A 13,666-nucleotide genomic window follows, 5' to 3' on the forward strand; every position below is an offset into this window, starting at 1 on the left:
TGGTAAAAATTGGCGTTGAACTTTTAGCAGTGCTCTATCGTATCGTAATAGAATAAAGGAAGATACTGCACTATGGTAAAGGCTGTTTTTGCAGGTTCATTTGATCCTCCTACTTTCGGTCATTTGAATATTATCGAGCGAGTACAAAAGCTCTTTTCCGAAATCCATGTTGTCATTGCCGTAAATAATAATAAAAGCTATTGTTTTTCCGGCGAGGAACGGTTAGAGATGATACAGAAGCTGGTTTCCGGTTGGAATAATGTCTCCGTGCATCTGTGGGATTCGCTGATCGTTGATTATGCAAAGAAAATTAAGGCGGATGTTCTTATCCGAGGTGTTCGGAACGATAATGATTTTTTATATGAATTTGATTTAGCGATGATGAACAAGAGCTTGAATCCGCAGATTGAGACACTGTTCTTGGTTCCCGACCCTAAGTTTTTTGTGCTGCGCTCCAGTTCAATTAAGGAGCTAGCAGCTTTCGGCGGCGATGTATCGACTATGGTGCCTCCTATCGTTGAAGCCATGCTGAAAAAGAAATTTCCTCAGAAAAAATAGCAGAGAATCGCCAAAGAATGAACACGGATGTTCATTCTTTGGCAGCGAGTTTGCGAAGACAAACTCGCTGCTGCTTATAACCCCGGACATCCCTGTCCGTCCTGAAATGCCTTTTCCGTCAGCCTTTTGAAATAGACGGTACAGATACAAGGAGCTAGGTAAAAAAGTACCGCAGGCGTATCTTTGATACGTTGAGGACATTTTTTACCGTGCGACGCAGTAGATGCACCGTATATTTTAAAAGGACGTTACCTTGTTTTTTTTATATGATTGTTGTACACTCGCCCGCATGAAAACCGATATCCAGATAGCGCGTGAGGCTTCTCTTAAACCGATACAAGAGATTGCAGCGGAACTTCATATAGATTCTTCTTCCGTAATTCCGTATGGCTTTTATACGGCGAAAATTCCGTATACGTCTATTGTCCCCGCCCGCATAAAAGAGCATAAACTCATCCTCGTTACCTCTACGACGCCGACAAAAGCGGGAATCGGGAAGACAACGGTTTCCATCGGTTTAGCGCTCGGCTTACAGAAAATCGGGAAAAATGCGGTATTGGCGTTGCGTGAGCCTTCGCTTGGTCCCTGCTTTGGAATGAAAGGCGGGGCAGCCGGCGGCGGTTATGCGCAGGTGCTTCCGATGGAAGAAATCAATCTGCATTTTACCGGCGACTTCCACGCCATTACCTCAGCTCACAATATGATCAGCGCACTGCTGGATAACTACGTATTTAGAACGCAGAATACGCCGCAGGGCTTAAAAAAAGTAGTTTGGAAACGGGTGCTGGATGTTAATGACCGCGCACTCCGTTCAATTGTTACCGGACTTGGTGAGGGGAATGGTGTTCCTGCCGAATCGGGATTTGATATAACCGCCGCTTCGGAAATTATGGCAATTTTATGCCTCGCTTCCGACATCGACGATTTACGCCGCCGCATAGAAAAGATTATCCTTGGCTACCGACCGGACAATACGCCGTTTACGGTTAAAGATCTCGGCATCGCCGGAGCAATTACCGTACTGCTTAAAAATGCGATTAATCCGAATTTAGTACAAACCACCGAAAATACCCCCGCCTTTGTACACGGCGGTCCGTTTGCAAATATCGCGCACGGGTGCAATTCCATTATCGCGACTAAAACCGCCCTTACGTACGGTGACTACGTTATTACCGAAGCGGGATTTGGAGCCGATTTAGGCGCTGAAAAATTCTTTGATATTAAATGCCGCAAAGCAGGGCTTTCACCTGCCTTAACCGTGCTTGTCGTTACTACCGGCGGGCTTAAATTACACGGAGGCGTTCAAGAAGCGGAGCTGTCCAAGCCCAATAAAGAGGCGTTCGTCCATGGATTTAAGAATATGGATAAGCATGTTGAAAATTTGCGTAAGTTCGGACAGACGGTGTTGGTGGTATTGAATAAATACGATTACGATACCGAAGAAGAAATCGAGTGTCTTCGTGCATACTGCCGGAATATCAGCGTACCGTTTGCCGTAAACAGCGCCTTTTCCGATGGCGGCGAAGGTGCAACCGATTTTGCCCGTACCGTTTCAGGATTGATCGAAACAGAACCGTCAAAGCCGCTTGCTTTTATCTATCAGGATAGTGATGATATCAAGACTAAAATAGAAAAGATATGCAAACAGGTGTACGGCGCCAAAAATGTTGCTTACTCTGCCGATGCGGAAAAAACATTGAAGCGGATCATTACATGGGGTGTCGCGTCCTATCCGGTATGTATCGCAAAAACGCAGTATTCTTTTTCCGACGATCCCAAAAAACTCGGCGTTCCGGAGCAGTTTGATATGACTGTCCGCGAAATTATCGTAAACAATGGCGCCGAGATGATCGTTGCGGTTATGGGCGACATGATGCGGATGCCGGGGCTGCCAAAAGAACCTCAGGCGCTTCGCATAGACCTTGTAAACGGTTATATCGACGGATTAGCGTAAATTATATATTAGGAGACCCGCTATGAAGAAAGGCCTTCGGGATTGTATCATTGTCGGCTTTGCACTCTTTGCAATGTTTTTCGGCGCAGGAAATCTTATTTTCCCGCCGTTGCTCGGTTTTATGACCGGCAGCAAATGGTTTATTACGTTTATTGCATTCTCTATTACCGGTATTTGTATTCCAATTTTAGGTATTTTTGCAATGGGAAAAGCGGGCGGCGATGTACAGCGTTTTGCCGGTAAGGTTCATCCCGTTTTTGCCAATGTGTTCGGTACCGTCATTATGCTGGGTATTGGGCCGTTGTTAGCGCTACCGCGGACAGCCGCAACCACGTATGAGATTGGTGTGCTTCCGTTTACCACCTCGCTCAGTCCTGTAATCAGTTCGATCATATTCTTTACTATTGTGTTGATCTTTTCGATTAAACCGTCAAAAGTAATCGATACCATCGGTAAATATTTAACACCGGTGCTTATCATTGTACTTGCCGCTATCGTTATTCGTGCTTTTATCGCGCCGCTCGGGCCGCTTGAAAATCCCCCTCCGCAGAATTTCTTCTTAAAGGGATTTCTGGAAGGATATCAGACAATGGATGCGCTGGCTGCTATGTTGTTTGCGACGATTATCATCAATAATATCAAGGAACGTGGGTATTCCGACCGAAAATCGCTGCTAAAGATCAATCTTTCTGCCGGATTAATCGCGGCGGCGGGATTGCTGCTGGTATACGGCGGATTACTGCATGCAGGAGCTTCTGCTTCACAGGTGTTTCCTAAAAACATCAGCCGCACGGCACTGTTGATCAATATCTGTGCGAGTTTATGGGGGCAGGTCGGAACGGCTATTCTGTCGCTTTCGATTGCGTTTGCTTGTATTACCACTGCAATCGGTTTGACTGCCACGGCTGGGCATTTCTTTAAGAAATTATTCAATAATAAGGTCTCTTATGAAGCGATTGTTATTGTCGTGTCGGTATTCAGCTGCTGGCTTGCCAACTATGGGGTAGAAAATATCATCCGCTATTCGGTGCCGCTTCTGGAAGCGTTGTATCCCGTTTGTATTCTTTTAACGATTATGAATCTTTTAGATGATTATATTCCAAACCGGTACTACTATGTGGGAGGGACTGTCGGTACGCTTTTAGTCAGCTGCTTGCAGGCTTTTGCCTCAACCGAAGGGATTGTAAACGATTTCTTCAGACTGTTCGGCGCAAAGCCCATATCATTTGCAGGGTTGGCTGCGCTGTTGCAAAAACTTCCGCTTTCAGGTATCGGGGTCGCATGGCTTATTCCGGCAATTATCGGTGCATTCTTGTTTGGATTGCTCGGCGGAAAAGGCAAGGCAGCAAAACAGATTACTTAAAAGATTAGTAGAAACAAAAACGGTATCTCTGAATATGGTCTACCGATTGAGAGATACCCGTATTGATGTAAAGCTGGGTGTCATAATTTTATTGCTGCTTTCGTACCCTCCTGTATTTCAAATAGTATTTATTCGTGCGGAGGGTTTAATACCTGCCGTTTCTCGGCAACGCTCTGCGTCGGGGTTGTTGATTAAAGTAAATTTAATGTAAGTTCGATTGAAGATTGCATTTTAAAGAACGTTTATTTTCAGCCGCTAGAATGGCGCGGCTGAAAAACACGTCGAGTTTGCATACCGCAAACTCGCTGATTGACGTATGCGCGTTCCGCGCATCAATGCAACAGTCTTCAAGAATTGACATTCTCTCAACTGTTGCATTTTAGGGAAAGCTTATTTTAGACAATGCAGTTGGCATTGTCTAAAAACGCTGCGAGTTTGCTCACGCAAACATCGCCTATTGATGTGTGCGCTACCGCGCACGAATGCAACAGTCTCCAAAATTGATATTTTGTCCGACTGTTGCATTTTAAGGAAGGTATAACTTCGGCAACCAAATAAGGCTGCCTCGTTAACCGATGAGTTTGCCACAAGGCAAACTCACTTATTGACGTATGCGCTATTGCGCACGAATTGAACAACTTCCAAAGTTGATACTTTGTTCAGTTGTTCAATTTTAAGGAACCTCTAAAAACCTCAAGCTTATCGGCTTGTTCTATAAGGAAATGATTTATCATATCCGCTAAAGCGGATTGCGAATCAGTTTTTAGAGGTTTTCTTTAGATTTAGATGTTTATAACAAACAATTCTATCAACAGGAGGCTCAAATGGAAGAGCATTCAGTTTTTAAAGAGCCAAAGCTGCTTTTTATATTAAACTTTTTAATTTTTAACGGCGTGTTTGGATTAACGTTCTTGTATGCGTGGTTTGCGAAAATAGTACCGGATGGTGTGCTGTTGCGTATGTTTATGAACCCTGCGGCGTTATTAGGTCTTTGCGCAACATTATCGGTGCCGGTACTGTTATATCGCAATTGTATGCCGATCATTCAAAACTGGCATTCTGAACATAACGGTGTTGACAGAGCAAATAAAGCGTTAGCCGTATATTCATTGACAAGTATTGTCGTGCCGTTCTTCCTTTCAAGTATTGTACCGGTAATAGCCCTTTGGTGGGTAGGGGGGCGAGATTGGCCTATGTTTGTTGCAACGGCTTTAGCAGCAATCGGCAGTATGTTTTTTGTGTCTCTCTTTTTCTTTGTCGTTTGGCTTCAGAAGCTCGAAAAATATGTAAAGTTTTTAACACTTGAGAAAAAACATATTAGCCTGTCATATACACAGCGCGGTGCCGCCGTAGGCTTTGCGCTTTTTGTAGGAATTTCTTTTCTTTGTGTCGCTCCTTTTGTAGCAACTCTTTATAACGGCAGAGATGTCGTTTTTACCCTAACGTATGTTATGATGCCTTTATTGATCGTTACGATTGGGGGCGCTATTTTTATTAATTATACGCTCTATAAAGGTGTCAATGACGAAATAGAGACTATTCTTCGCTTTACCGATAAGCTTGCGGAAGGGAATTTTGTTGCCGAACCTCTTGAAATCAACCGCCGTGATATATTCGGATTATTTGTTACACGATTGAATCGTTTTTATGATAATACGGTCGAACTCCTCAGGGGCGTGAAGACGAATACGCAGACGATGGGTGAAGCTATCGGCGTGCTGTCGGTCAATACAACGGAGAGTGCAAGTTCCGTTCATGAAATCAGTGCAAATATTGAAGGTGTAAAGCAGCAAATAATATCACAGGCAGCGAGCGTGAGTGAAACGGCTGCCACTATCGAAGAAATTGTTCGAACTATTAAACAGCTTAATTCAAGTGTTGAAATACAGTCGGAAAGCGTAGCTCAGTCTTCCTCTTCTATAGAACAGATGGCGGCAAATATCGTGTCGATTACCCAAACACTTGAGAAGACGGACGATGTGATTAAACGGCTTACCTCCGCGACAGCTGATGGCAAGAGTACCATTGTAAGTTCGAATAAGGTAACACAGAAAATCGCGGAGGCTTCGGGTGGGCTTATCGATGCAAGCAATGTTATACAAAATATTGCAAGTCAGACTAACCTTCTTGCAATGAATGCTGCTATTGAAGCAGCGCATGCCGGAGAGTCTGGTAAGGGATTTGCGGTTGTTGCAGACGAAATTAGGAAGCTTGCAGAGGAATCCTCAGCTCAGGGTAAAAATATTACGACAACGTTGAAAGCGCTCGGTATTGAAATCGAGAGCCTAACGGGATCTTCAAAGAGTGTTGAAGATAAGTTTAGCATTATTTTTGAGCTTTCTAAACAAGTTAACACAATGAGTGCGGCTCTTATGGATGCAATGCAAGAGCAGGAAAACGGCAGTAAGGAAGTTTTATCGGCGATTAAGGATATCAATGCGGTTACTGCTGAGGTTAGAAGCGGTTCTGTGGAGATGCTCAAAGGAGGGGAACAAGTCGCCGAAGAGATGCAGAAATTGGATAGCTTCACGCGGTTTATTACCGACAATATGAATGAAATGGCGAGCGGGGCGATAGAGATAAACCGTTCGGTGCAGGAAGTTAATACCGTTGCGCAACAGGGAAAGGGCTTGGTTGAAAATTTGTCAAATGCAGTAAATAAATTCAAGATCGACTAGTTCTTTGGTCTTCCATTTTTTTTGCCGATAGTGTAACTATGGATATAATAACGTATCATGCGTCCGATATGGACATATTGCAAAGTGATTCCATGCCGTTTTCGGCTCAGATAACACATAAAAGCGGGTATACAGGCGGTCAGGCGCGGCAAGCGGCGGTAGCAGCCGATATGCGTTTTTTTTCAGGCTTTGACGAGGTTCGTTCGGCGTATACCCATACAAAGCCGCCGGCTACTTTTAATCGTGCTGTGCCGCTGATACGGTTTAACCCTTTGCCTTTTTTGCTGGTTTTCAGTATCCTTTATGCGTTATTGGCGCTGCCGTTGCTGCGTACCGGAGTCGGTTCTTATTCTATACGGACAATGACCTTTAACGAAGAGCCTTCATCCAGCCGCGCTTTGCATTCATATATTTTCCCTGAACAGGAGAACTTTACCGATCAAGAGGCTGTGACTGCTACGGACGGTTATGTTTCGACGGTAACGTTTAAAGACTATACGGTAAAAAAGGGAGATACTGTCAGCGGTATTGCCTCTCAGGCTGGATTGCGGAATTTCGGAACGCTGTTATCGGTTAATAACATCGATAACGCCCGCAGGATTAGTGCGGGACAGGTGCTGCGTATACCTTCGATGGACGGTCTTTTATATACGGTCAAAAAGAATGAAACACTTGCAGGTATCGCAGCAGCTCATAACGTAACCGTTACGGCTTTGCTTGATGCAAACGACTTAACGAATGAAACCCTTGCTGTCGGACAGAAGCTTTTTATTCCCGGCGCATCGCTTTCGTCTTTTGAGCTGCGAAAAGCGCTTGGCGAATTATTTATCTATCCGATACACGGTAGGCTTACTTCGCCGTTCGGCTACCGGAGCGATCCTTTTACAGGGGTGCGAAGTTTTCATTCAGGTGTTGATTTGGCTGCGCCGACAGGGACATCCGTTAAGGCAACACTTGATGGAAGAATTGCCGAGACAGGATTTAACCGTATTTTTGGGAATTATATCATTATTACTCATGATAGAGGTTATCAGTCCCTTTACGGTCATTTGTCTGCGATTTATGTAAAGCGGGGGCAGTATGTCACGCAAGGTGCGGTCGTGGGGGCGGTCGGTAATACCGGCTATTCCACGGGTCCCCATTTACACTTGTCTATTTATAAAAATGGGAGATTGATCAATCCATTCTCCGTTCTAAAATAAGTGGAGACCTCTAAAAACCGCAAGTCTATCGGTTTGTTCTGTAAGGGAACGATTATCGTATCCACTTAACGCTGATTGCGGAGCTTTTTTTAGAGGTTTTTCTTAGATTTAACTTGCGAGGAGGCTTTTGTGAAACGAGGGGTATTCACTTTATGTGCATTATTGGGTGCATATACATTCTTGTTTGCTTATAACCCGCCTGCGGGAGGGGAATCTGCCAACACGTTCTTTTCTCCCGATTTACTGGGTGGTCAAGCAAGCGCTACCGGCGGACCGTTCGGGGATGGAAATCCTGCCGAATTGGCAACGAACCCTGCGCTTTCAGCGTATGAACAGCGAGTCATCTTTGACCTTTCTTATGCTGCCGTTATCGGGTTTAATAAAAACACCGCAAACGACTTCGGATTGAAAGGGCATTTGGCAAACATCGATTTTTTGTATCCGGCGCGATGGGGTGTTATTGCCGCCGATGTTCATTTTTTTACTTCATCGTTTGACTCGCTGCCGTGGGGTACTGCCGGTTCGTTGCGGCTTTCGTATTCAAAGGATTTAACCGATAACTTGGCACTCGGCATCGGTTTATATGGTGTTTTCGGTACCGGTTGGGGCGTAGGAGCCGATATCGGTGTACTGTATCGGTTCGGTGATCTCGGATTTGCAAAAGATTCAAAAGTCGGCGCTTCGATTACCGGAATGGGTAAACCGTATAACGCCGGCAGGGGCGGTATAAAAGGAACCGGTCAAACGAGCGGATTCCCCGGGAATAGTTTTCCGGGTATGGTTACTCCCCGTATTGGCTTTGCGACCACTTTTATTTCGGTGAAAAACTTTAAGCTTGGTATGGCTTTTGATCTATCCTTTCCGACATTCCAAAACCTTGTTTTTGATACCGGTTTGCACATGAAGTTTGCCGATATGGTTACCTTTAAAACCGGTTGGAACTTCAATCTTGTCGAAACGCTGAATCATCGCCAAACCTATATTCCGTCATTTGCTCTTGCTTGTTCAATTAAAATTAAATCAAAAAATGCAAATGAAGCGAATGCATGGGAACAGAGCGACATTACTCCGCAGGTTGCCGTTAAACCTTTCTATAATAATATCTGGGCAATCGGCGCAGGGGTAAATGTTAAGGTTGGAAAAACCGATACGGCAGCTCCTGTTATCAGCATTAATTATCCTGAAACTCAATATATTTCTCCCAATAACGACGGTGTGCAGGATGTGCTCGAAATTCCGTTATCCATCACTGATGAACGCTATGTAATGTCATGGCAGTGTGTTTTTGAGAACGAAAAAGGAGCGCGCGTTCGTACAATCGCGAATAAAGAAGCGCGTCCGCAACTAAGTGGAAAGTCGTTCTGGAAACTTCTGACAAAAGCAAAATCCGGCGTTGAAGTACCGGAGACGCTGCGCTGGGATGGTATGCTTGATTCCGGTTCGGTAGCGCCCGACGGAACCTACTACTTTACGCTTACCGCCTCGGATGATAACAATAACACGGCAAAGAGCGAACGGTATGCCGTAGTAGTCGATAATACGCCGCCGGTGATTACCCTTACGCCTCCTACCGGTCAAAATGCATTGATTTTCAGTCCTGACGGGGATGGAAACAAGGATACGTTCCTTATCAAACAGAGCGGTTCTGTTGAAGATAAGTGGACAGCCACCGTTATCGACGCCGATAATCGTGTTGTACGTACTGTCGATACTGTAAAAGCTGCCCCTTCAGATTTTGTCTGGGATGGAAAGAACGATACCGGTGAATTTGTTCCTGATGGTATTTACACTTATAAAATTGCCGCTACCGACCGTGCGGGAAACAGTGCATCACAGTCGGTTTCCAATATCATTGTAGACACTATCAAGCCTTCGGTCGGTATTTCAATTAGCACCAATGCCTTTTCTCCAAACGGGGACGGTGTGAAAGATACTATTACCCTATCTCCGGCGATTCCGATTCAAACCGGCTTGCAGGAATGGAAAATCGATATACAAAACGCAAAGGGAACGACGGTACACACAATAACTGATAGCCGAATCGAGGCAATTACTTTTGACGGAAAGGATAAAAACGGTAAGGTTTTACCGGAAGGCGATTACAAAGCAGTGCTTTCCGCCCGTTATGTAAACGGATATGCACCGACTGAAACGTCACCGGTTTTCGCCCTCAATGTTACTGCTCCTAAGGCAACGGTAAAAGCTTCGACCGCTATTTTCTCACCGGATGGAGATGGAAAGCTTGATACAGTTACCTTTACGCAGCAAGTAAGTGCCGGTGATAGCTGGACAGCCGAAATTTATGCCCTTGACGGTGCAGGAAATATGACCGGTAAGCCGGTACGCAGCTTTGCAATTACAAAAGATAACGCTACGAATTTTGCTTGGAACGGGCGGAATAACACCGGCGCCTTGCTTGCGGACGGAAAATATGTCTATCGATTAGTAGGTAAAAACGATGCCGGTAATACCGGATATTCGGCACCCGTTCCGGTTGAGCTTAATACCGAAAAAGCGGATATCATTTTATCTGCAAATATGCTGGCATTCTCGCCGAACAAAGACGGTGTACAGGATACGATTGTATTTTCACCAAAACTGAAATCGAATACTGCCGCAGCTTCCTATACCTTTGGTATTTACGATAAAACAGGCGCTGCCGTAAAAACGCTTTCAGGAAACGGGATGCCGCCCGCTTCAATCAGCTGGGATGGTGTCGCAGATGCCGGAGATGCAAAAGGCCGACTTTGTGCAGACGGTTCATACTCTGCGGCTATCGACGTAACACTTACCAACGGGCAGACGGCTAAATCGGCGATCCCCGAAATTATCCTCGATACGATGTATCCCGAAGTTGAAATTTCTGCACCGTATTCGGCGTTCTCGACGGATAGTGCAGCAAAACGTCCGAATTTGCCCATAACGCAAAAAGCTTCTGCAGAAAACTTGTGGACAGGTAGCGTTACCACTTCCGGTAATAAAGAAGTGCGAAACTTTACATGGGAAGGGAAAGCTGCCGATTTTGTGTGGGACGGAACCGATGCTTCGGGGAATAAAGTTCCTGATGGAACCTACCGCTATACTATTTTTGCACAAGACCCTGCCGGTAACAGAACTATTAAGTCGCTTGACAATATCGTGATTGATTCACGTGTTCCGAAGGCATATATCACTGCGGAGCTACCCGCATTCTCACCCAACGGAGACGGGGTAAAGGATACGCAAACCTTGACCATTCATACAACGTTGAAAGACGGGCTTGCTGCATGGTCGGTTGTGATAAAACCGGCAGACAACAGCGCCGCTGCGTCGATAAAAACGTGGTCGTCAGAAAAAGGCAATGTGTTTGCTTCTTCCATTCAATGGGACGGTAAATCCGATGCAGGCAGAGTTGCGTCCGGTACTTTTGTCGCGGAGCTTTCACTCCGGTATACGAAAGGTGATGAGCTGGTTGTCAGTAGTGCTCCATTTGTTTCTTCGACAAAAGCTCCTGAGCTCGGGGTTAAGATGCTTCCTAAGTATTTCAGCCCGGATAATGATGGTAACGAAGATGAACTCTTTATCAATCTGTCTGCAAAGTCGGATACGCAGTTAAAGCAATGGTCGTTTGAAATTCGCGAACCGGAAGATACCGGTAATAAGCTGTTCTGGAGTACCGGTGGAAAAAATAAGATAACTGAACAGATTATTTGGGATGGCCGTTCGTTAAGAGGTGAAACCGTACAATCGGCTACCGACTATCCGTATACCTTTACCGTAACCGATGAAGTCGGGCAGACCTCCGTTGTAAAAGGTTATATCCCGATTGACGTTTTGGTTATCCGCGATGGCGACAAGTTAAAGATTGCAGTTCCTTCTATTATCTTTAGAAAGAATGCAGCAGATTTTGAAGGGCTTGAACAAAATGTCGTTGATCGGAACGTTAAGGTATTAACCCGTATCGCGGAGATTTTGAATAAGTTTCCCGAATACAAGGTACAGGTTGAAGGGCATGCAAATAATACAAGCGGAACGGAGCGTGAAGAAAGAGAAGATCTTATTCCGCTTTCGGGTGCGCGCGCCGATGCTGTCCGTAGATTCCTGATTGAAAAAGGTGTTGCTCGCGGCAGACTGTCGTCAGTCGGTATCGGCGGTACAAAACCGATTGCATCGCTTTCGGATCGGGATAACTGGTGGAAAAACCGCCGCGTTGAATTTATCTTGATTAAATAAAAAGCGGAAACCTCTAAAAATTGCGATTTTTAGAGGTTTCTTGAAAGGTGTTTGCTGTCGAGGATGTCGAAAAAGTAGCCTCCTTTTGAATTCTTCCCGACAGTTTGAGCAATCCGCATGCAGCACAGCTGTTTGCGGATTTTTTTTAACCGGAGGAGCGAATGGCAAAAAAAATAGCTAACCTTATTGGACTGGTTGGGCAGTCTTGTGCAGGAAAAAACCTTGTTGCGGATTTCCTTGAAGAAAAGGGTTATGCAGTTATCGATGCCGATAAGGTTGCTCATACAGTTTTGCAGGAACAAAGCGAAGCGGTGATAGCACGTTTTTCGCCTTATGCCGAAAAACAAAGGTTGCAGCTGCGGACGCAGGAGGGCTCATTGAACAGAAAGGCGTTGAGCGTCCTGCTTTTTTCGGATCCCGCCTTATTAGCGGAACATGAGGCTTTTATTCTCCCCAAAATTGAAGCGCGTATCCGAAATCTTATTAACACTGCTTTAACCGAACAGCCGAATCGACCGGTTGTCCTTAACGCACCGACATTGCATAAAACCTCTCTAACCCCGGAATGTTCGTTTATTCTGTATATTAAGGCTCCTTTTTTTATCAGGCTTATCCGGGGCAAAAAAAGGGATGCTATTCCGCTTTGCCGGCTCATTGCCCGTTTTTTACAGCAAAAAGATTTCTTTGCTCAATACCTTTCACAAAATGCCGATATTGTAAGCGTAGTAAACGCTCGTTCCGTGCAGTCTTTACGGAAAAAAATCGAGCGCGTACTGCGCGAAAAGGGTTTTTGAGGACAGCTATGGAACAAAAGAAAATTTTATGGGTCATCCTTTCGGTAAGCTTATTCGTATTGATTATTTTTGGTATTGCACTATTTTTATATTCACCGTCGCGGAATAGCGCAACGGCATTGGCTGGCGGGGAAACTATTCCTTATGAAACGACCACTACTTCCGCCAATGTTGATCCCGATTTATGGGCACGAGACCCCGATAGGGTTGCCGGGCTGGATAGAAACGCTCCTGCTGCTGCCGGAAACATTATCAATTTGAATAATCTGAATATCATTTCGACTGATGGGCAGAGCGGCCAAACAAACGGGATTGACGTTTCCGATTTAACCGTACAGGCTGGTGATGCCGATGTCTCCGGATTGCCAAAAGATTTGGCGGCACAAATCGGTATAGATACTGCTCCGGAACAACCGGAAGAACAACCTGTTTCTGAAAAAAAAGAAGAAGCCCCCATCCAGCCCCCAGCAGCTGTAGCGGTACAAACTCAGCCGAAACCTGTAGTAGAAAAAAAACCTGCACAAGCAAGCGCTTCGGTTACCATTAAACCTAAGGCGAAAACGCCGGCTAAGCCTGCTGCACCGCAGGTTCAAACCCTTTATTGGGTTCAGACTGCTTCGCTTGCAAGCAGGATTAACGCCGAACGCGCACGGGATAAGCTTGCTGCGCAGCACATGAAGGTAGAGATTTTTACTAAAGAGACTTCTTCCGGATTAACGCATCGTGTAAGAGTTGGTCCCTTTACTAATAACACCGAAGCAAAGTATTGGCTAAATAGCATCAAAAAAATTGAGGGCTTTGAAAAAAGCTATGTTACGGAAGAAAAGGTAAAGACGAATAATTAAAAATCCAGCAAGTTTTAGAGATGCCATATTAGAGTAAGCCAGAAAAGGGAGCCGCTTTTT

At 45.2% G+C, this 13,666-nt stretch carries 8 protein-coding genes; all 8 read left to right on the forward strand.

The window, feature by feature from the left end:
• Window positions 1–72 precede the first annotated feature (72 nt).
• The 8 genes from coaD (at window position 73) to DWB79_RS04480 (ending at window position 13,606) form a co-directional block, all read left to right on the forward strand.
• Window positions 73–558 carry a pantetheine-phosphate adenylyltransferase gene (gene coaD / locus DWB79_RS04445; protein WP_016522847.1) on the forward strand — a complete coding sequence of 162 codons (486 nt, stop codon included), beginning with the start codon at window positions 73–75 and terminating at the stop codon, window positions 556–558.
• Between the two features lie 289 nt (window positions 559–847).
• Entirely contained in the window at window positions 848–2,512 is a 1,665-nt protein-coding gene (locus DWB79_RS04450; protein ID WP_016522848.1) for a formate--tetrahydrofolate ligase, read from the forward strand.
• Between the two features lie 22 nt (window positions 2,513–2,534).
• Entirely contained in the window at window positions 2,535–3,875 is a 1,341-nt protein-coding gene (gene brnQ / locus DWB79_RS04455) for a branched-chain amino acid transport system II carrier protein (protein WP_016522849.1), read from the forward strand.
• Window positions 3,876–4,699: 824 nt separating this feature from the next.
• Window positions 4,700–6,553, forward strand: coding sequence for a methyl-accepting chemotaxis protein (locus DWB79_RS04460; RefSeq protein ID WP_016522850.1), 1,854 nt, complete (start codon window positions 4,700–4,702; stop codon window positions 6,551–6,553).
• A gap of 38 nt (window positions 6,554–6,591) precedes the next feature.
• On the forward strand, window positions 6,592–7,755 hold the full coding sequence (locus DWB79_RS04465; RefSeq protein ID WP_016522851.1) for a peptidoglycan DD-metalloendopeptidase family protein: 1,164 nt from the start codon (window positions 6,592–6,594) through the stop codon (window positions 7,753–7,755).
• 129 nt (window positions 7,756–7,884) lie between these two features.
• Window positions 7,885–11,967 (forward strand): FlgD immunoglobulin-like domain containing protein, encoded by a 4,083-nt coding sequence (locus DWB79_RS04470; RefSeq protein ID WP_016522852.1) that lies wholly within the window; start codon window positions 7,885–7,887, stop codon window positions 11,965–11,967.
• Window positions 11,968–12,128: 161 nt separating this feature from the next.
• On the forward strand, window positions 12,129–12,761 hold the full coding sequence (gene coaE, locus DWB79_RS04475; RefSeq protein WP_016522853.1) for a dephospho-CoA kinase: 633 nt from the start codon (window positions 12,129–12,131) through the stop codon (window positions 12,759–12,761).
• Between the two features lie 8 nt (window positions 12,762–12,769).
• A complete protein-coding gene (locus tag DWB79_RS04480; RefSeq protein WP_016522854.1) occupies window positions 12,770–13,606 on the forward strand; it encodes an SPOR domain-containing protein in 837 nt (278 codons plus the stop codon).
• Window positions 13,607–13,666 lie beyond the last annotated feature (60 nt).

It is taken from the genome of Treponema medium, from assembly GCF_017161265.1.
Taxonomy (GTDB): Bacteria; Spirochaetota; Spirochaetia; order Treponematales; family Treponemataceae; genus Treponema; species Treponema medium.

What these genes read in the sequence shown, in the direction of transcription:
- coaD (WP_016522847.1), top strand. Translation starts at nt 73, where the DNA reads ATGGTAAAGGCTGTTTTTGCAGGTTCATTTGATCCTCCTACTTTCGGT.
- DWB79_RS04450 (WP_016522848.1), top strand. Translation starts at nt 848, where the DNA reads ATGAAAACCGATATCCAGATAGCGCGTGAGGCTTCTCTTAAACCGATA.
- brnQ (WP_016522849.1), top strand. Translation starts at nt 2,535, where the DNA reads ATGAAGAAAGGCCTTCGGGATTGTATCATTGTCGGCTTTGCACTCTTT.
- DWB79_RS04460 (WP_016522850.1), top strand. Translation starts at nt 4,700, where the DNA reads ATGGAAGAGCATTCAGTTTTTAAAGAGCCAAAGCTGCTTTTTATATTA.
- DWB79_RS04465 (WP_016522851.1), top strand. Translation starts at nt 6,592, where the DNA reads ATGGATATAATAACGTATCATGCGTCCGATATGGACATATTGCAAAGT.
- coaE (WP_016522853.1), top strand. Translation starts at nt 12,129, where the DNA reads ATGGCAAAAAAAATAGCTAACCTTATTGGACTGGTTGGGCAGTCTTGT.
- DWB79_RS04480 (WP_016522854.1), top strand. Translation starts at nt 12,770, where the DNA reads ATGGAACAAAAGAAAATTTTATGGGTCATCCTTTCGGTAAGCTTATTC.